Source organism: Streptococcus lactarius (genome assembly GCF_016642265.1).
Lineage (GTDB): Bacteria > Bacillota > Bacilli > Lactobacillales > Streptococcaceae > Streptococcus > Streptococcus lactarius.
In genome coordinates, this window is the sequence record NZ_MRXX01000005.1 from 1 (window position 1) to 19,223 (window position 19,223).

The window sequence follows — 19,223 nt, forward strand, 5'->3', positions numbered from 1 at the left end:
TCGAGCAATTCTCTGAATTGGTTCGTGAGAAATTTGCCCATGCAGCTATCGAAGTCCTCCCAACTTCTGGACTTTGTAGTTTCTACGCTGAAGAAGGCGGACTCCTTATGGGGTATGAAATTTAAATTACCACTAAAAAGAGGCTGGGACAAAAGTCCTAGCCTCTCAATTGTCTTTGGATTGTCGAGCAAGACGCAGTGGTTGAGTGGGCTCTACTACGCTGATTTCATCAGCTTTTACAGCCCTACTCAACTGTGCGGAGGTGGGACGACGAAATCGAATTCTAACGAATGACCGATTTCTGTCCCACTCTCTTTTTCATGTTAGTCTTTCTTCGTTTTACGAGAGAGCCCGAAGGCAGCACCCATGCTAAGAAGACCAAGGCCAAGAATTGTCAAGGCTGTTGAGGTCTTGCTTCCAGTATTTGGAAGGCTTGCTTCTTTTTGAGGAAGAGCTGCTGGTGCGATGTAAACTGCCGTTTTAACTGGCTCATTTTTGGCCGGTGTTTGGATGCTAGGTGTCTGTGGTTTTGCTTTCGCCACACGATGGGTTTTTGAGATCAACTCATACTTGTCTGTTTGTACCTTGAAGACACGACCCTTTTGAACGGTTTCAACCACTTTATTGGCAAATTGAACGTTCAACAAGTCAGCAAAGTTTTTGTCAATATCTAGGTAAAGACCATTTGTCCCATTGACCAATGGAGCAAAGTCTTTTTTAATAGATGTATATGTTTTACCAACTACGGTCAAAGAGATACCTGCATCTTGAAGGGCCTTCAGTGTTGCTTCTTTGGTTGGTGTATCTTTTGTAAGATCAATGTCTTCGTCTGTGATCAAGAAAGCAAAGCGATGATTGTTTGCTCCAGTCCCCCAGTTATAATCCGCTGAAGTAGCGATATGGTGCAATGGAACAGTAGCATTTTCATAACCACCGTAGGTTTTGATTGCTTTTAAAGCAGAAATAAAGCTTTCTGGATCATTTGTAAATTTTGATCCATTAAAATCATGGTAGTTGGTATGCTTTGAGTCTTCATAATCAACCAATCCCAAGCGTGCTTGGATATTTTTTGCAGATAAATTACGGACGAATGTCTCAACATTTTTCATCGTATCATTAATATGGTCGTCCATTGAGAACGATTTATCAATGACAAAAACGATGTCTGATGTTCCTTGGACTTCTTTTTTGTTGACGACATCTGCTTCTTTTGTCACTTCGACTACAGTTGTTTTGTTGACGGTTTCAGTTGTTGTCTCAGTGTAGTCAGCTGTTTCCTTAGTTGATGTAGCTGTCTTGGTAGATGACACTTGTTTTGAAGTGCCAACAGGTGTGTCTTGATCGGCTAAGCTAGTCGTTTTGATAGTTGCTGTTGAGGTAGTGGTTGTATCTGCACCGTCTGTTTTCGTAGCTGGTCCTGTTTTTTGGACATCCACAGCGATAACATCCCCAGTTTTTGCTTTATCAGCAGGCACAACGGGTGTATTGGCTTTGGCGTTGATTTCTTCGGTTGCAGCAGTGATAGGTGATTTTGCTGCTGTAGTAGCTGCAGGAGCAGCTTGGGTTGTGCTAGGTGCAACGTCATCAGCTGAAGCAATAGTCGTTCCTGTGAAGACAGTTCCTAAAACAACGGATGCTAAAGTTAAAGTTTGTTTACGTGAAATAGTATATTTTTTCAAAATACGTCCCCTTTTTAATAAACTTTTTTCTATCATACAGGTTTTTGAAAAACTTGTCAACGGTATAATAATCAAGGGTTTTCAAGATATTTTTATCTCTAGTTATTGATAAAATACCACATGTTAAAAATATACATAAAAACAAAAAAATATTAAAATGATTAATTAGAGGAAAATAAATCGCTTCTCTATAATGATAGCTTTTGAGTCCATTCTTTAAAATCAAAGAAATACTAGTTAGTCACTTTATTTATGTTTGGATAGTTAGGCAATCGTTTGGTCTTTCAAATCTTGATTCGTCAGTTTTATCTTCTTCTGTTCTTGATTTAGACCTGGGAAATTTGCTATAATAAGTCAAAATAAAGTGGAGGTGTCCTTATGGCCAGTGAATATGAAAAAATGATTGCAGGTGACTATTATAGACCTTCGGATCCTGAATTACGAGCTTTGGCCAAAGCCTCTCGGGAGAAGCAGGAAGCCTTTAACCAAGAGGTGGACCCTAAAAAAGAAGCGGCCATCATCAAAGAGTGGTTTGGCTCTACTGGCGACAACCTCTATCTAAATCGTCAGGTTCTTGTGGATTACGGCGTCAACATCCATTTGGGAGAGCATTTCTATGCCAATTACAATTTGACCATGTTGGATATTTGTCCCATTACCATCGGAAAGAATGCCATGATCGGTCCCAATTGCCAATTTTTGACCCCCTTACACCCACTGGATCCAGATGAGCGCAATTCTGGTCTCGAGTACGGAGCTCCGATTACGATAGGGGACAATTTCTGGGCAGGAGGAGGGCTCACCATCCTTCCTGGCGTGACGCTAGGTGACAATGTGGTAGCTGGTGCTGGTGCAGTCGTGACCAAGTCTTTTGGAGACAATGTGGTCCTTGCAGGAAACCCAGCCCGTGTCATCAAAGAAATACCTATCAAAAAGGAGAAAGAATGATACATCGGCATGAAATTCCCATTTTAGAGTTTGACGACAATCCGCAGGCAGTCATTATGCCGACCCATGAGGGGCTTGATGTGCACTTGCCTGAAAAATGCCTTTATGCTTTCTTAGAGGATGAGATCGATCGCTTTGCGAAAGCTGTTGGAGCCAAACAAGTAGCTAGCTTTGTCTCTGCTACCAAGACTTATCCAGTCTATGTTCTGGAGCACCAAGGGGAGGAAATCTGCTTGGCACAAGCGCCGGTTGGCTCTGCAGCTGCTGCCCAATTCATGGATTGGTTGATTGGTTATGGAGTGAAGAAGATCATTTCAGCAGGTAGCTGTGGGGTCTTGGTAGACATAGAAGAAAATGCTTTTTTAATCCCGACCAAGGCCTTGCGAGATGAGGGAGCCAGTTACCATTATGTAGCGCCTTCTCGTTATATGGAAGTGAATCGTCAAGCGCTGACCGCCATTGAAACTGTCTTGAAAGGGAAAGAGATTCCTTATCAAGAAGTCATGACCTGGTCGACGGACGGCTTTTATCGAGAAACGCCTGACAAGGTGGCCTATCGCATTCAAGAAGGCTGTAGTGTTGTGGAGATGGAGTGCGCTTCGCTTGCAGCAGTAGCCCAGCTTCGTCGTGTGGTTTGGGGCTTGCTCCTATTTACCGCAGATTCCCTTGCAGATCTGGAAAATTATGACCAGCGTGATTGGGGATCCCAAGCTTTTGACAAGGCCTTAGGACTTTCGATAGAGATGGTCCATCTTCTGTGAGTCTTGTCCTGTTTTATGATACAATAACGGTATGAAAATCAAATTATTTTTAAAAAAATGGCGGACCAGGGTATTGAGCCTGTCTCCCGCAAGACGGATTTTTTTCAGTTTTGCCTTGGTGATCCTTGTAGGATCAATCTTATTAAGCCTGCCTCTTGTACAGTTAGCCAGTTCGAAGGCGACCTATATGGATCATCTCTTTACGACGGTTTCGATGGTTTGCGTAACGGGTCTCTTTACCCAGTCAGTAGCTTCGACCTATAATGGATGGGGGCAGTTGATCTGTATGCTCTTGATTCAGATCGGTGGATTGGGGATCTTGACCTTTATCGGTCTCTTCTTCATAGAAAAACGTAGAAAATTAGGCTATAAAAATCGGCAAACCTTACGAGATAGCTTTAGTTTCAGCAACAATAAGAGTCTAAGTCGTTTTGTACGCTCCATTTTTATGACAACCTTTATTATAGAGGTCTTAGGAGCCTTGTTGTTGATGATCCGTTTCATTCCACGATTTGGATGGGGACACGGGATCTTTAATGCTATTTTCGTCTCGATCTCGGCCTTTTGTAATGCAGGTTTTGATAATTTTGGGGGCGATAGTATGATGAGCTTCCAGACCGATTGGCTAGTCAATCTGACCCTATCCACCCTGATTATTACAGGAGGTTTGGGTTTTATGGTCTGGTTTGATTTGGCAACAAAGGCCAAGAACCAGTCTGGACGTAAGACCTTACGATTTCATACCAAAGTTGTCCTCTGGCTGACAGCGGCTATTCTCATTTTGGGAACGCTGACCAGTCTATTGACAGAGTTTAATAATCCAGCAACCATTGGTTCGCTTCCTTTTGGGGACAAGGTCTTGGTGAGTTTCTTCCAGACTGTGAGTATGCGGACCGCCGGTTTTGCCTCACTCGATTATACCAGAGCCCATCCAGTGACGCTCTTTGTCTATATCCTTCAGATGTTTCTAGGTGGAGCGCCTGGCGGAACAGCGGGGGGAATGAAGATTACGACCTTTTTGGTGCTTTTACTCTTGGCCCGCAAGGAACTCTTGGGACTGCCTCATACCAACTTGGGGAAACGGACCATTTCGCCAGAACTCGTGCAACGATCCTTTGGCGCAGCTGTCATTTTTCAATTAACCTTCCTTCTCGGTTTATTTGGGATTGGTTTGGTGACGCCTGCTGGGCAACGCTTTATTTACCTGGCCTTTGAGGTGGCTTCAGCCCTAGGGACTGTGGGAGTATCGGCCAATGTGACCTCTACCCTAAATGGAGCAGGTCTTAGCATTATCATGGCCCTCATGTTTATCGGACGGATCGGTCCTTTAACCTTGATGGTCAGTTTAAATCAATACCAAGCCAAAAAGGCGGATACCTTGCAATATGTCAAGGCAGACCTTATTGTTGGATAGGAGAGTATGATGGTACAACGAACAATTGGAATTCTAGGATTAGGAATTTTTGGACAAAGTATTTTAAAAGGTCTCAAAGACCAAGAGGTAGATGTGATTGCGATTGATGACCATGTAGAGGTGATCAATCAATACGAATCGATTATTACAACAGGAATTGTTGGAGACTTCACAGATATCGAGTTACTAGATGCAGCGGATATTGGAAACTGTGATACGGTCGTGATTGCGACTGGTGAAAGTTTGGAATCTAGTGTGCTTGCGGTGATGCATTGTAAGGCACTGGGAGTGGAGCGGGTCATTGCCAAAGTGAAAAATGAAGTAACCAAAGAAGTACTGGAAAAAGTTGGAGCCGATTTGGTCATTCTTCCTGAAGTTGAAGCCGGAAGATCTTTGGCAAAGATGATCCTCTTTCAACATACGATTGAAGTTTTTCAATTGGATGAAGAAGTCGTGGTTGTTGAGTTTATGGTTCCAACTGCCTGGATTGGAAAAAGTATCCGAGAATTGGCAGTCCGAAACCAGTATCAACTCAATATCATTGGCTATCGAAATGCGGAAGACCAACCACTCCAGAGCCAGTTTGGTCCTGATTTTGTATGGCCAGCTGATGTACGTGTCATGGCAGTGACCGATAATCAGTACCTAGAAAGAATCCAGGACCTATTGGATTGATCAAATAGGAAGTCAGCTCGAAACCAGTAGAATCCGACACGACAGGTGAGAAAGATCGGTTTGGAATGTTTCTTGCTATCAAACAAGTACAAGTCTACTTTCCTCAACAACTCAGATTGGAGTGTTACGATCTCTCTGTCAAAATCAGATCAAAAATGATATAATTAGGGATCAGAACAAATGATTTAGGAAAAATAGGAAACCAAATGATCAAATTACAGAAAAAATGTTAAAACTTGTCCAACAAATTTCTGAGCGGACTGCCATATGATCAATTATAAAATGAAATCTGTCTCTATTTGGAGTGCAGATTTTTTTGTATAGCAGTTGCTGATGGAAGATGAGGGAACTCTGATCGGAAGAGTTATAGGAAAATGTTATAAGAGGTCCTAGTTTTCTGTCCGGTGAAAGGACTTGAGGCCTTGTTGGATCGGTGTTATAGTTTTTGGCTATAACAAAATTGGCGTAAAAGCAATTATACAAGAAAGCATTCTTCTGATATGATAGTGTCAATTAGAATTTTTGGAGGACACATCATGTCAACAACAATTATCGGTTTCCCTCGTTTGGGTGAATTCCGCGAATTAAAATTTACAACTGAAAAATACTTTAGAAAAGAAATCTCTGCAGATGAACTCTTGGCAGCCGCCAAAGACTTGCGTGCAAAACACTGGAATATCGTCAAAGAACAAGGCATCACTGAAATCCCATCAAATGACTTTTCTCACTATGACAACTTCCTTGATGCGGCATTCTTATTTAACGTTGTGCCTGCTTCTGTTCAAAGCTTGGATTTAACAGAATTGGAACAATACTTTGCATTGGCGCGTGGTTACCAAGGTGAAAAAGGGGATGTACGTGCCCTTCCAATGAAGAAATGGTTCAACACGAACTACCATTACATCGTTCCAAAATTTGAAAAAACAACAGAAGTGAAATTGGCTGGTCACAAGATTTTTGATGAGTACCAAGAAGCAAAAGAATTGGGTATCAACACTCGTCCAGTTGTTGTTGGACCATTCACTTTCCTTCAATTATCTGACTTTGAAGATGGTGTAAAAGAGGAAGACTTCGTCGACGGCTTGGTTGCTGCTTACCAAGAAGTCTTTGCCAAATTGGCTGAACTTGGTGCGACTCGTATCCAACTCGACGAACCAGCTCTTGTCAAAGATTTGTCAGCTGAAGAAAAAGCCCTCTTCTTGAACCTCTACAACAAACTCTTGGCGGACAAGAAAGGCCTTGAAGTCTTGATCCAAACTTACTTTGGTGATGTTCGTGATGTCTATAATGATCTCGTGAACTTGCCAGTAGATGGTATTGGTCTTGACTTTGTTGAAGGGAAGAAAACACTTGAACTCGTTAAAGGTGGCTTCCCAGCTGATAAGACCCTTTATGCTGGTATTGTGAATGGGAAAAATATCTGGCGCAACAACTATGAAAAGAGCTTAGAAATCTTGGATCGAGTTCCAGCTGAAAAGGTTGTCTTGACAACTTCTTGCTCACTTCTTCATGTGCCATTTACAACTGCTAATGAAGATTTTGAACCAGCAATCTTGAACCACTTTGCCTTTGCGGTTGAAAAATTGGGTGAATTGCGTGATTTGGATGCTATCCGCAACGGTCAAGGCGCAGAAGCTCTTGCTGCTAACAAAGAACTCTTTGCGACAGAACGTGTCGGAGCAAATGCGGAACTTCATGCTCGCATCGCAGCGTTGACAGAAGCAGACTACACTCGTTTGCCAGCCTTCGCAGAACGGGAAGAAATCCAAAAAGAAGCCTTCAAGCTTCCGGCTCTTCCAACAACAACCATCGGTTCCTTCCCTCAAACGAAAGAAGTACGTGCCAAACGTTTGGCTTTCCGTAAGGGTGAATTGTCACAAGAAGAATACGATGCCTTCCTTGCTAAAACGATCGACGAATGGATCAAATGGCAAGAAGAAGTTGGCTTTGACGTGCTTGTACACGGTGAGTTTGAACGGAACGACATGGTTGAGTACTTCGGTCAAAACTTGTCTGGTTACCTCTTCTCTAAGAACGGTTGGGTCCAATCATACGGTATGCGTGGGGTGAAACCACCAATCATCTGGGGAGATGTCACTCGTCTCAACCCTATCACTGTGAAATGGTCTAGCTACGCACAAAGTCGTACAAACAAACCTGTTAAGGGTATGTTGACTGGACCGGTTACCATCCTTAACTGGTCATTCCCACGTGAAGATATCTCTATCAAGGATTCTACTCTTCAGATCGCTCTTGCTATCAAGGATGAAGTACTTGACCTTGAAGCGGCAGGTGTGAAAATCATCCAAATCGATGAAGCTGCACTTCGTGAAAAATTGCCACTCCGTCGCAGTGACTGGTACGAAGACTACCTTGACTGGGCGATTCCAGCCTTCCGTTTGGTACACTCAACAGTAGCACCAGACACACAAATCCACACGCACATGTGTTACTCAGAATTTACAGATATCATCCCAGCTATCGACAACTTGGATGCGGACGTTATCTCATTTGAAGCGAGCCGTTCAAACCTTGAAATCTTGGATGAGTTGAAAGCGAAAAACTTCCAAACAGAAGTTGGACCTGGGGTTTACGATATCCACTCACCACGTGTCCCACAAGACGGTGAAATTGATCACACAATTGAAGCAATCTTGGCGAAAGTACCAAGTGGCAAAGTTTGGATCAACCCTGACTGTGGTTTGAAGACACGCGGAATCAAAGAAACAAAAGAAAGTTTGATCAAACTGGTTAATGCTGCTAAAGAAGCACGTGAACACTTGTAAAAAATAATTTGAAAACCTTCTATATGCCTGTAGAAGGTTTTCAAATCACAAATAGTAGCTTGCGATTCCTGATCAAAACAAAATAGAAAAGGATAGAATATGTCACAACAAACACCGTCTCTTTCATTTGAAGTATTTCCTCCAAATCCTGCTGTTGGAAATGAAAAGATTTTGCAGGCGTTGGAAAGTATGCAGACCTTGGCACCACATTTTATCAGTGTGACTGCTAGCAATAATAAATACAATATTAAAGAAACGACGGTTGCGTTAGCAGATCATATTCAAAACGACCTAGCCATTCCAACCATCGCTCACCTTCCTGCCATTTATTTGACCAAGGAAAAAGTAGCTGAGACGATTGTGGCTTTAGACGAGGTCGGGGTCAAGCGCATCTTGGCCCTTCGTGGGGATATGATTCCTGATGTTGAGCCTCAAAAAGATTTTCGCTATGCAACAGACTTGATTGCGTTTATCAAGGACCAGGCACCACATTTTGAAATCGTGGGGGCCTGCTATCCAGAAGGTCATCCAGACTCGCCCAATCAGATCTTAGATATTCAACATCTTAAAAAGAAAGTCGATGCAGGCTGTTCGAGCCTTGTCACGCAGCTTTTCTTTGATAATGAGCGTTTCTACGATTTCCAAGACAAGTGCACCTTGGCTGGTATTGATGTACCGATTCATGCAGGAATCATGCCAATCCTTAATCGTAACCAAGCGCTTCGTCTCTTGAAGACTTGTGAGAATATCCATCTCCCACGTAAGTTTAAGGCTATCTTAGACAAGTATGAGCATGACCCTGAGTCGCTCAGAGCAGCAGGGCTTGCCTATGCCGTCGATCAAATTGTAGACTTGGTCACTCAAGACGTAGCAGGTATTCACCTGTATACGATGAACAATGCTGAGGTAGCTCATCAAGTCCATCAGGCAACCAAGCCTCTATTTAAACACCAATAAAAACTGGTACAAAATTTTAAAAACTAGAGAAAGACAACTGAAAATGAGAATTTCTCTAGTTATTTTTTGAAGCCACTTGTGACGAGTTTCACTAAAAAGTCTTTTAGCCCTCCTTTTCGAACAAAAAAGAGTGGGAGTCTCTAAAATAGAGTCTTGACGAAACAATCTATTCTAGAATTGGAGAGGCTAAAGCTTTCTTTTGTGTCTAAGAACTCTTTGCCATACAGGCAAAAAAATCAGTAAGGGAAATAGTTTCCCTACTGTTCATGTAAACGTTTCCATTTGAGAACGTTTCGTGGTATAATTTATAATATAGAAAATGAAACAAGGAGGACAAAGCCGTGGCAAAAAAGAAAATGCTGGCAATGATTCTTGCTGGTGGCCGTGGAACCCGGTTAGAAAGTTTAACCAAAAAAATTGCAAAACCTGCAGTAGCGTATGGAGGAAAGTATCGAATTATCGATTTTCCGCTTAGTAATTGTGCAAACTCAGGGATAGATGTTGTCGGTGTTCTGACCCAGTATGAGTCGATTCTTTTGAATGCCTATGTTTCCCAGTCTCAACGTTGGGGCTTGGATACCCAAGGATCCGGTATTTTCGTCCTTCCACCTCGAGAAAAAATTGAGGGCTTCAATCTGTATAAAGGAACGGCAGATGCCATTACTCAAAATATTGACTTCATCGACTTGTATGAGCCAGAATATGTGTTGGTTCTTTCTGGTGACCACATTTACAAGATGAACTATGACAAATTGCTGGAAACGCATGAAAAAAATCAAGCGGATGCCACCATTGCAGTTATTGAAGTTCCGTTAGATGAAGCTTCTCGTTTCGGTATTATGAATACGGATAAAGATTACCGTATTGTTGAATTTGAAGAAAAACCGGCCAAACCAAAGAGCAACCTAGCTTCAATGGGGATTTATATCTTCACTTGGAAAACCTTGAAGAAATATCTGTTGCAAGATGAAGAAAGTACAGAAACTTCCCATGATTTCGGAAAAGACATCATTCCAAAATACTTAGAAGATGGCAAGAGATTATTTGCGCACCCATTCAGAGGGTATTGGAAGGACGTTGGTACCGTTACGAGTCTCTGGGAATCCAACATGGATTTGATTGACCACTCTGATCAATTGAATTTATCTGATTCAACTTGGAAGGTCTACTCTGAAGACAAAGGTTCTCCTGCTCAAGTCATTGGTGAAAATGCAGTTGTGTCGTCTGCTTACATTGATAAGGGAGCTGTTATTGAAGGAACTGTAAACCATTCGGTTATTTCAACGGATGCAGTCGTTCAAGAAGGGGCAGTGGTCACCAATACCGTCCTCCTTCCTGGTGTTCGTATCTCAAAAAATGCGAGTGTTGATTTCGCCATTATTTCAGAAAATGTGACGATTGGCGAAGGCGTTCAATTAAAAGGAACAGCTGACAACATTCTCTTAATTGATCGGAATGTAAACAAGTAGGAGGGGTGAAAAGATGTTGCGAAATACTTTAGGAATTGTAAATATTGAAGGTAAAAATGTTGATTTTGGGACTTCTCTAACCCATAAATCTCCACAGGCTTATAGCTTTTTGGCTCGATACCATTTAATTGATTTTGTCCTTTCAAATATGTCAAATTCTGGGATCACTGAATACCAGGTCTACATCCCGTCCAATAGTCGCTCAACGATTCAACATGTTGGTGCAGGAACCCAGTATAATATCAATAGCAAACGAGGCAAATTGCGCTTGTTAAATAGTGACCATAATGCATCTGAGATTTTCCAACATGATGTGAAGGCCTTTACGGACAATCTGCACTATATTAAAGATTCAAATAAAGAATTTGTCTTAATTGCTCCAAGTTATTTCATTTACAGTCAAGATTTTTCGGAACTTCAGGAAGATTTTGAACGCACGGGTGCGGATATCACCGTTCTTTATAAAAATGTTTCAACGGCTAGAGAGAATTTTATAGGTTGTACAACCCTAACCTTTGGAGATGACAAACGAATTGTGAATTTCCAAGAAAATCACGGAAAGTATAAGAACCGCCCGATCTCTTTAGAAGCTTATTTCATGAGAAGAGAAACATTTCTTGAATTAATCAACCGTGCCAATCAAGTTTCTTCTTTGTATTGGTTTAGAGATATCTTGGAAGATGTCGTAGACGAGTACAAGATGATTGGCTATGCACATAAAGATTATGTGGCATGTATAAACAATACAGAGTCCTACTACCAAACGCAATTAGAACTGATTGAAGCCAAAAATAGAAGATTATTGTTCAAACAAAATTGGCCAATCTTTACAAAAACAGGTGACTCCTCTCCAACCTTATATGGTCCCCTATCTGAGGTGAAGCGAAGCCTGTTAGCAAATGGCAGTATCATTAATGGACAAGTTGAAAATTCGGTCATCGATCGGGATGTTGTCATTGAAGATGGAGTAACCGTTAAAAACTCCATTATCTTAAATCGCGTTCATATTCGAACAGGTGCCTACATTGAAAATGCGATTATAGACAAATCGACAATCATTAAACATCCTGTTGAAATTGTCGGAGAATACGAAGAACCTATCTATATCAAGGAAAATAGCATTATTTAATTTGTATTTGTCAAATAAAAAGGAGATGGAATCATCATGTCTTATCAAGAAAACTACCAAAAATGGCTCGATTTTGCTGCATTACCAGCTTATCTTCATGATGAGTTGGTCGCTATGGATGAAAAAACTAAAGAAGATGCCTTCTATACCAACCTAGAGTTCGGTACAGCTGGTATGCGTGGCTATATTGGGGCTGGTACAAACCGTATCAACATTTATGTGGTCCGTCAAGCAACAGAAGGCTTGGCTCAATTGATCGACTCTAAAGGCGAGGAAGCCAAGAAACGCGGAGTTGCGATTGCTTACGATAGTCGCCACTTCTCTCCTGAATTTGCTTTTGAATCTGCTCAAGTATTGGCAGCTCACGGCATCAAATCTTACGTATTTGAAAGCCTTCGTCCAACACCTGAATTGTCATTTGCCGTCCGTCACCTCCACACATTTGCTGGAATCATGGTGACCGCTAGCCACAATCCTGCACCATTTAATGGTTACAAGGTTTATGGAGAAGATGGTGGACAAATGCCACCAGCAGATGCAGATGCCTTGACAGACTACATCCGTGCGATCGAAAATCCTTTTACAGTGGAACTCGCTGACCTTGAAGAAGGAAAGGCAAGTGGCTTGATTGAAGTCATTGGGGAAAACGTTGACGTTGAATACCTCAAAGAAGTCAAAGGTGTGAACATTAACCAAGACTTAATCAATGAATACGGCCGTGACATGAAGATTGTCTACACTCCACTTCATGGTACTGGTGAAATGTTGGCTCGTCGTGCTCTTGCGCAAGCAGGATTTGAAGCGGTTCAAGTGGTTGAAGCGCAGGCAGTTCCAGACCCAGACTTCTCTACTGTTAAATCTCCAAACCCCGAAAACCAAGAAGCTTTCGCCCTTTCTGAAGAACTTGGACGCAAAGTGGATGCGGACGTATTGGTCGCAACAGACCCTGACGCAGACCGTCTTGGTGTTGAAATTCGCCAACCAGATGGCTCTTACCTCAACCTTTCAGGAAACCAAATTGGTGCTATCATCGCCAAATATATCTTAGAAGCTCACAAAACAGCTGGTACTCTTCCTGCCAATGCGGCCCTCTGTAAATCCATCGTATCAACTGAGTTGGTGACGAAGATCGCAGAAAGCTACGGCGCAACCATGTTTAACGTCTTGACTGGTTTCAAATTTATCGGTGAAAAGATCCACGAATTTGAAACCCAACACAACCACACTTACATGCTCGGTTTTGAAGAAAGCTTCGGTTACCTGATCAAACCATTCGTACGGGATAAAGATGCAATCCAAGCTGTCTTGATCGTAGCTGAAATCGCTGCTTACTATCGTTCACGTGGCATGACCTTGGCAGACGGTATTGCTGAAATCTACAAAGAATACGGCTACTTCGCAGAAAAGACCATCTCTGTCACCCTTTCAGGTGTGGATGGAGCTGCTGAAATCAAGAAAATCATGGATAAATTCCGTGGCAATGCTCCTCAACAATTCAACAAGACAGATATTGTTAAGACAGAAGATTTCTTGGCACAAACGGCTACTACAGCAAACGGCGTTGAAAAATTGACAACTCCTCCAAGCAATGTGCTGAAATACAGCTTGGCTGACGATTCATGGATCGCTGTCCGCCCTTCAGGAACTGAACCAAAAATCAAATTCTACATCGCTACAGTTGGAACATCTGAAGCAGATGCCAAAGAAAAAATCGCCCATATCGAAGCAGAAATCAATGCTTTTGTAGGGTAAAATAAACAAGTAGAGTCATTGGATAGAGCTATCTGGTGGCTCTATTTGTTTGAAACGGGAGTTGGTTCCCCTGATTTTCAATCAAAAAGTGTTTGTTTTAAACAAAAAATGTGGATTTGAAAAGAGAAAAGAGGTATAATAGAAAAAGGAATACAAACAAAACATGTGAAATAGGTACAAAATATGAAAAAACACCAACGCATGGTCGAGATCGAAAAATTAGTGAATCGTAGAGGTGTGATAACGGTTACTGAAATCGTGGAAATGATGAAGGTATCTGATATGACGATCCGCAGAGATTTGGCCGAGTTAGAAGAACAAGGCTTGATTACAAGAATTCACGGAGGAGCTCGCAGTAATCAACAATTAAAATACAGAGAAATCCCTCATGAAGAAAAGTTGTATCAACATATTGCGGCCAAAAGACAGGTTGCCTCAAAAGCTGCAAAGTTGATTCAGGATGGAGAGACGATTTTCCTAGGACCTGGGACCTCTGTTGAAATTTTGGCAGAAGAAATTCAAAATGAAGAGTTACGTGTCATCACCAATTGTCTCCCTATTTTCAATGAACTCTACAAGAAAAGTTCAGATACCTTTAAAGTGATCCTTTTGGGTGGAGAGATGAGGGACTTGACACAGGCTTTTGTGGGGGAGATCACCAATGCCCTATTAGAACGGATGTATTACAATAAAATGTTCTTTAGTGGAAACGGCATCAAAGATGGTCAAGTGATGACCTCCTCATTCGAAGAAGCCTTCACACAGCGCTTAGCAATTGAAAAGTCTTCTGAAAGTTACCTTTTAATGGACTCATCAAAAATTGGCAAGGAAGATTTTACCTCGATCTGTTCGCTCAGTGATGTGACAGCTGTGATTACAGATGTCTCTACCGACAATGCTCACGAAGAGTTAGAAGTTTATACTCAAGTGATCGTTTAAAAAATAAAATAATCGTAGCTAGAGTACGAGGGTCCCCTCATCCTTGTACTGGTGAGTTGCTTGTAGTGTGGAATTAGAAGCGATTTTTTAAATCGTTCTGTTTCGCACTATTTTTGTTCACAAACGAACAAATGAAACCGCTGTCTAAAAACTAAACAATTCGTTTATGACCAATTAAAGATAAAATCAAACAAAAAATGTTGACTTTTTGTTTATAATGGTGTATATTATAGATGTATGTAAAAAGTAACTTAACATGCTTTGCATCTGAGGTGCTTTTTTAACTGATCGAGCAATCGATCAATCATAAATAATTTTTTGGAGGCATAGTAATGGCTATTGTAATTGGTGCAGATGCATCTGGAAAACGTTTAAAAGAACTTGTAAAAGACTTTTTAAACACTGAAGGATTTGAAGTAGTTGATGTAACTGCAGATGGTCAAGATTTTGTTGACGTCACTTTGGCAGTTGCAAAAGAAGTGAACGCAGCTGATGGCAATTTGGGTATTGTGATCGATGCTTATGGAGCTGGTCCATTCATGGTTGCTACTAAGATCAAAGGAATGGTTGCTGCTGAAGTTTCTGATGAACGTTCTGCATATATGACTCGTGCACACAACAACGCTCGTATGATTACTATGGGTGCTGAAATCGTTGGGGATGAATTAGCTAAAAACATCGTTAAAGGTTTCGTAAATGGTAAATACGATGGTGGTCGTCACCAAATTCGTGTAGATATGCTTAATAAAATGTGCTAGGAAAGAGGAAAGAAAAAAATGAAAATTGCAATTGGTTGTGACCATATCGTTACAAATGAAAAAATGGCTGTTTCAGAATTTTTGAAATCAAAAGGTTATGAAGTACTTGACTTTGGTACATATGACCATGTCCGCACACACTACCCAATCTTTGGTAAAAAAGTTGGTGAAGCTGTAGCTAGCGGCCAAGCAGATCTTGGTGTATGTATCTGTGGTACTGGTGTTGGTATCAACAATGCGGTAAACAAAGTTCCTGGTATCCGTTCTGCATTGGTTCGCGATATGACTTCTGCTCTTTATGCTAAAGAACAATTGAACGCGAACGTCATCGGTTTTGGTGGTAAAATCACTGGTGAATTGTTGATGTGCGACATCATCGAAGCATTCATTCATGCTGAATACAAACCAACTGAAGAAAACAAAAAATTGATTGCAAAAATCCAACATGTTGAAACCCATAATGCTCACCAAGCAGATGCAAACTTCTTTACTGAATTTCTTGAAAAATGGGATCGCGGTGAATATCACGACTAAGGGGTAGAATATGATTCTAACGGTAACTTTGAATCCATCTATTGATATTTCTTATCCACTAGAAAAATTGAACTTGGATACCGTCAATCGCGTATCTGAAGTTTCTAAAACAGCTGGTGGGAAAGGTCTTAATGTTACACGTGTCCTTTCAGAAAGTGGAGATCAAGTAGTAGCGACAGGTTTTGTCGGTGGTACAAATGGTCAATTTTTGAAAGAGCATTTGCCAGCAGGAGTTCAGGCAGCGTTCTTTGATATCGATGGTGATACACGGAATTGTATCGCGATTCTACATGAAGGGAATCAGACAGAAATCCTGGAAGCAGGACCTGAAATTAGCAACTCTGAGTCAGAAGGATTCTTAAGCCATTTTGAAGAATTGATGAAGGATTCAAATGTTATTGCTATTTCTGGTAGTCTCCCAGCCGGTCTGTCTACAGATTACTATGCAAAACTGATTGAAATCTCACAAAAGCATCAACGCAAGGTTGTCCTAGATTCATCAGGAAAATCTTTAGAGGCAGTTTTGAAATCTAGCTTCAAACCAACTGTTATCAAACCAAACAATGAAGAGCTTTCTCAACTGTTGGGTAAAGAAGTAACAGAAGATCTTTCAGATTTGAAAGAAGTGTTAACAGATCCTTTATTTGATGGCATTGAATGGATTATTGTCTCACTTGGAGGTGACGGTGCATTTGCCAAGCATCAAAACACCTTCTACAAAGTGGATATTCCTAAAATTGAAGTAGTCAATCCGGTTGGTTCTGGAGATTCTACGGTTGCTGGAATTTCATCAGCTCTCAATAGTCAAAAAAATGACGAAGAATTGTTGAAACACGCAATGGTATTAGGAATGCTTAATGCACAAGAAAAAATGACTGGCCATGTGAATATGGACAACTACGATCAACTATATAAAGAAATTAAAGTAAAAGAGGTATAAAAATGGCGCTTACAGCACAAAAACGTAAATCATTAGAAAAACTTTCAGACGAAAATGGAATCATCTCAGCTTTGGCATTTGACCAACGTGGTGCCTTGAAACGTTTGATGGGTCAATACCAAGATGCTGAACCAACTGTAGCTCAAATGGAAGAATTGAAAGTTCTTGTAGCAGATGAATTGACAAAATATGCTTCATCTATGCTTCTTGACCCCGAATATGGACTTCCTGCTACTAAAGCTTTGGACAAAAATGCTGGACTTCTTCTTGCATATGAAAAAACAGGATACGATACTTCAAGCACAAAACGTTTGCCTGACTGCTTGGATGTATGGTCTGCAAAACGTATCAAAGAACAAGGTGCAGATGCTGTTAAATTCTTGCTTTACTATGATGTAGATAGTGCAGATGAATTGAACCAACAAAAACAAGCTTACATCGAACGCGTAGGTTCTGAATGTGTGGCTGAAGATATCCCATTCTTCTTGGAAATCTTGGCTTACGATGAAAAGAATGCTGACACAGGTTCTGTTGAATTTGCTAAAGAAAAACCTCGTAAAGTTATTGAAGCAATGAAAGTATTCTCAAACCCACGCTTCAATATCGATGTATTGAAAGTTGAAGTTCCTGTAAACATGAAATATGTTGAAGGATTTGCTGAAGGTGAAGTGGTATACAGCCGTGAAGAAGCTGCTGCTTACTTCAAAGCACAAGACGAAGCTACAAACCTTCCATACATCTATTTGAGTGCTGGTGTATCAGCTAAATTGTTCCAAGAAACTCTTGAATTTGCACATAATTCAGGCGCAAACTTCAACGGTGTACTTTGTGGACGTGCAACTTGGGCTGGTTCAGTTCAATCTTATATTGAAAAAGGTGAAGAAGCAGCTCGCGAATGGTTGCGTACAACAGGATTCCAAAACATTGATGAATTGAACAAAGTTCTTCAACAAACTGCTACTTCTTGGAAAGAAAGAGTTTAATCGACGAACTTTCTAAAACAAGTTCAACGTAACCTCCTGATGAAGTCCAATCTCATTAAATTAGATTGGACTTCAATTGAGATGAAATTGAATAGGAACCCTTGGTAGATAGACGTCATCGTCTGTTTTCCAAGGGTTTTTGTTTATTCAAAAAATGGGACTTATTCCTAGTTTTAGAGGATGTTCCTATGCCCTTCTATATAAAAGGATAGAAGAGACTTGTCCTCGGAATAAATTCTCCCTTTTACTTTGGAGAATAGCAGTCAATGAGGAAAAATGGATATTGCCCGAGGTTGCCCTTTCTATATCACGGTTATTTTTAAGAGTGGACCCCCTTCATTACAAACCCCTGAATGTAGACATGTAAACAAGAATCGTGTTTGAAATAAACAAAATTTTAGAAAAAATAGCAAAAAAAGAATCAGAAAGGGTTTACAAAAACATTTTTAAATGTTATAATGAAAACATAGTTTGAATAGGGTGGATCGTAACTGAGTCATATTAGGCGAGACTGCAAATGAATTCGGGAGTAGTAGTATTCTGTTTTCCCAGCTCGTTTGTGGTCTTTTTGCAGTTTTTTCTGTGTTCTGCCATTCTACCAGTTCGGTTCATAATAAAGTGGAAAGGGGGAGTTGCAGTGTATCGGATCGTAAGCCCGATTAATAATAATATAGCTCTGGTGAAAGATGAAAGTCAAAGAGAGTTAATTGTTACAGGTAAAGGGATTGTCTTCCAAAAGAAAAAAGGGGACATTATTGCTTCAAGCCTGGTGGACAAGGTCTTTCGTTTAAATACGGAAGAGTCCAAAGAAAACTTTTTAGCTCTTTTAAAAGACGTACCACTGGACTTTATTACGGTAACTTATGATGTGATAGACACATTAACCCTGAAGTACAACTATCCGGTGCAGGATTATTTATATGTAACTCTAACTGATCACATTTATTGTACCTACCAGTCTATTCAAACAGGTAACTACCAAAGCAGTAAGTTACCAGATGTTTCAAGAGAGTATCCAATTGAATACAAAATTGGTGCTGAGGCTCTGTCCATTTTCAAATCGAAACTACTCGATCGTTTTCCAGATGAAGAACTTGGAAGGATTGCTATTCACTTTATAAATGCGAGACGTGATGGAGAAGTAGCTCCATCAGTTGAGATTAGCCGTACCAAACATATTCTTGACTTAGTCAAGCAGGAGTTGGCTCGAAACCATATCGAACGAACTTCCCTAAATAGCAATTTTTATGACCGCTTTATGGTCCATCTAAGTTATTTTTTGGATTATATCGATCGATCCAGAAAGGACAATACCTCTTTACTTGGAATGGAAGAACATCTGAAGATTTCGTATCCTGAGGCTTTTGAAATAGGAAATCGAATCTATGATGTGATTGCAAGAGAAACGGGTGTGGATTTATTCCACAGTGAACGCATTTACATTGTGTTACACATTCAACGTCTCTTGTAAAAATTAGTTTGCTCTATCATTAAATTTA

The 19,223-nt window shown here is 40.8% G+C and carries 16 protein-coding genes and 1 pseudogene; 16 read left to right on the top strand and 1 reads right to left on the bottom strand.

Annotated features, from left to right (window positions below; genetic code table 11):
* Positions 1-125 (top strand): annotated as a pseudogene (locus BTU61_RS04035) (DegV family protein); the annotation flags it as partial.
* Between the two features lie 198 nt (positions 126-323).
* Here BTU61_RS04035 and BTU61_RS04040 read toward each other — a convergent pair.
* Positions 324-1,679 carry a VWA domain-containing protein gene (locus tag BTU61_RS04040; RefSeq protein ID WP_234700081.1) on the bottom strand — a complete coding sequence of 452 codons (1,356 nt, stop codon included), beginning with the start codon at positions 1,677-1,679 and terminating at the stop codon, positions 324-326.
* A 378-nt stretch (positions 1,680-2,057) separates the two neighbouring features.
* Between BTU61_RS04040 and BTU61_RS04045 the strand changes: the two genes are divergently transcribed.
* From BTU61_RS04045 to BTU61_RS04115, 15 genes are all read left to right on the top strand, one after another.
* On the top strand, positions 2,058-2,627 hold the full coding sequence (locus BTU61_RS04045; protein ID WP_200772435.1) for a sugar O-acetyltransferase: 570 nt from the start codon (positions 2,058-2,060) through the stop codon (positions 2,625-2,627).
* Positions 2,624-3,388: a nucleoside phosphorylase gene (locus tag BTU61_RS04050; RefSeq protein WP_200772436.1), complete on the top strand. Its 765-nt coding sequence runs from the start codon at positions 2,624-2,626 to the stop codon at positions 3,386-3,388. The genes BTU61_RS04045 and BTU61_RS04050 overlap by 4 nt, the downstream gene beginning before the upstream one ends.
* A 31-nt stretch (positions 3,389-3,419) precedes the next feature.
* Positions 3,420-4,802, top strand: a complete 1,383-nt coding sequence (locus BTU61_RS04055) for a TrkH family potassium uptake protein (RefSeq protein WP_200772437.1) — start codon at positions 3,420-3,422, stop codon at positions 4,800-4,802.
* A gap of 9 nt (positions 4,803-4,811) precedes the next feature.
* Positions 4,812-5,477: a potassium channel family protein gene (locus tag BTU61_RS04060; RefSeq protein WP_187538864.1), complete on the top strand. Its 666-nt coding sequence runs from the start codon at positions 4,812-4,814 to the stop codon at positions 5,475-5,477.
* Between the two features lie 536 nt (positions 5,478-6,013).
* Entirely contained in the window at positions 6,014-8,263 is a 2,250-nt protein-coding gene (gene metE / locus BTU61_RS04065; RefSeq protein WP_200772438.1) for a 5-methyltetrahydropteroyltriglutamate--homocysteine S-methyltransferase, read from the top strand.
* Positions 8,264-8,362: 99 nt separating this feature from the next.
* Positions 8,363-9,220 (top strand): methylenetetrahydrofolate reductase [NAD(P)H], encoded by an 858-nt coding sequence (metF, locus tag BTU61_RS04070; RefSeq protein WP_200772439.1) that lies wholly within the window; start codon positions 8,363-8,365, stop codon positions 9,218-9,220.
* Between the two features lie 356 nt (positions 9,221-9,576).
* Positions 9,577-10,689: a glucose-1-phosphate adenylyltransferase gene (locus BTU61_RS04075; protein ID WP_187538886.1), complete on the top strand. Its 1,113-nt coding sequence runs from the start codon at positions 9,577-9,579 to the stop codon at positions 10,687-10,689.
* Positions 10,690-10,702: 13 nt separating this feature from the next.
* Positions 10,703-11,818 carry a glucose-1-phosphate adenylyltransferase subunit GlgD gene (glgD, locus tag BTU61_RS04080; RefSeq protein ID WP_200772440.1) on the top strand — a complete coding sequence of 372 codons (1,116 nt, stop codon included), beginning with the start codon at positions 10,703-10,705 and terminating at the stop codon, positions 11,816-11,818.
* Between the two features lie 36 nt (positions 11,819-11,854).
* On the top strand, positions 11,855-13,570 hold the full coding sequence (locus BTU61_RS04085) for a phospho-sugar mutase (RefSeq protein WP_200772441.1): 1,716 nt from the start codon (positions 11,855-11,857) through the stop codon (positions 13,568-13,570).
* A 183-nt stretch (positions 13,571-13,753) separates the two neighbouring features.
* Positions 13,754-14,509, top strand: a complete 756-nt coding sequence (locus tag BTU61_RS04090) for a DeoR/GlpR family DNA-binding transcription regulator (RefSeq protein WP_187540021.1) — start codon at positions 13,754-13,756, stop codon at positions 14,507-14,509.
* 332 nt (positions 14,510-14,841) lie between these two features.
* Positions 14,842-15,267, top strand: coding sequence for a galactose-6-phosphate isomerase subunit LacA (lacA, locus tag BTU61_RS04095; protein ID WP_200772442.1), 426 nt, complete (start codon positions 14,842-14,844; stop codon positions 15,265-15,267).
* A gap of 18 nt (positions 15,268-15,285) precedes the next feature.
* Positions 15,286-15,801: a galactose-6-phosphate isomerase subunit LacB gene (lacB, locus tag BTU61_RS04100; protein WP_200772443.1), complete on the top strand. Its 516-nt coding sequence runs from the start codon at positions 15,286-15,288 to the stop codon at positions 15,799-15,801.
* 10 nt (positions 15,802-15,811) lie between these two features.
* On the top strand, positions 15,812-16,741 hold the full coding sequence (locus tag BTU61_RS04105) for a tagatose-6-phosphate kinase (protein ID WP_200772444.1): 930 nt from the start codon (positions 15,812-15,814) through the stop codon (positions 16,739-16,741).
* 2 nt (positions 16,742-16,743) lie between these two features.
* Positions 16,744-17,724, top strand: coding sequence for a tagatose-bisphosphate aldolase (gene lacD, locus BTU61_RS04110; RefSeq protein ID WP_200772445.1), 981 nt, complete (start codon positions 16,744-16,746; stop codon positions 17,722-17,724).
* 637 nt (positions 17,725-18,361) lie between these two features.
* Positions 18,362-19,195: a PRD domain-containing protein gene (locus BTU61_RS04115; protein WP_187540031.1), complete on the top strand. Its 834-nt coding sequence runs from the start codon at positions 18,362-18,364 to the stop codon at positions 19,193-19,195.
* Positions 19,196-19,223 lie beyond the last annotated feature (28 nt).